Here is a 992-nt window from a genome sequence, read left to right as displayed (position 1 = left end):
GCCCGCCGGCAGATCGTGACCTCGTCAAAGGCGCGCTTCTGCACCTCGCGCAGCTGCTTCTGCTCCATGAGCATCACCGCCCAATCACCCCGGCGGGCATAAACCGGGGTGAGGTCGAACCCGAAGGCGTCGACCACCTGCCCGGCCAGGTCCTTGACGGCATAGCGCTTGCCGTTGGGCGAGTCCTTGGGGGCCAGCAGCTGCAGGTCGATCAGCTGGCGCAGGATGCGCCGGATCGCCCGCTCAGTGAGGCCAGTGCGGCTCATCAGATAATCATTGGACGGCCACACCAGCAGCCGGTCCCATTCCTGCTCGCCCCAGCAGGCGACGAGCTCGGAGAGAACGGCCCGCTGGGCTGGCCTGAGGTCGAGCGCCTTGCCTGCATCCCGGGCGGCGGCTGAGAGTTCTTTCCGTGTCACCGTGCGCTCGGCTTCGAGCGCAAGCTTCCTCGCGGCCAGAGCAGCGTGTCTCAGCCGCCGGCCTCCTGACGATGCAAGCTGCATCGCACCCTCCATGTTGAGGGCAAAGCGGGAGCGTTCACCGAAACCGATGTCGCTTGACAGTCAGTTTGTTGGGGTGGCATAAAGATGTCGCCAAACAATCTTCTTTGCCGCCCCTCGCGGGTAGCTCCAAAGGCCCTCGAAGTTTCCAGCTTCGTGGGCCTTTTGCTTTGCCGGGTTTACGTCACCGTGTTTGGCTCCTTCCGAACAAAGGTGGTCTCAAGGGCATGGGTGATGGCTTCCTGCCGAGTTTTGAAGCGTCCGCGCTCGACCAAGTCGTCGATCTCATCGCTGATGAGCTTCGGTATCCAGACATTTGTCTCCCGATCCCCGCGCTCGCGGCGGGACTGGCGAAAGCGCTGAACGCGCTGGATACCTTTCTGATCAGGCATGACATCCACCTATGTCACTCGTGACGTAACGAGGAATGACCGATTCTGAGTTGGCTGTGGAGTCGCGCGTCAAGAATCCATTCACAATAGATCGATTCAG

Annotated in this window: 2 protein-coding genes; both read right to left on the bottom strand. The window is 61.6% G+C overall.

The annotated features are described in order from the left end of the window. Window positions 1-503 (bottom strand): helix-turn-helix domain-containing protein (locus KBI52_RS01320; RefSeq protein ID WP_210804846.1); only part of this gene is annotated, 503 nt, incomplete at its 3' end. Between the two features lie 176 nt (window positions 504-679). Next, the gene (locus tag KBI52_RS01315; protein ID WP_247654099.1) at window positions 680-892 is read right to left on the bottom strand and encodes a ribbon-helix-helix domain-containing protein; all 213 of its coding nucleotides are present in this window, start codon (window positions 890-892) and stop codon (window positions 680-682) included. Window positions 893-992: the final 100 nt, after the last annotated feature.

Source organism: Microvirga sp. HBU67558 (assembly GCF_018069605.1).
GTDB lineage: Bacteria > Pseudomonadota > Alphaproteobacteria > Rhizobiales > Beijerinckiaceae > Microvirga > Microvirga terrae.
This window is presented reverse-complemented; position numbering and strand designations above follow the sequence as displayed.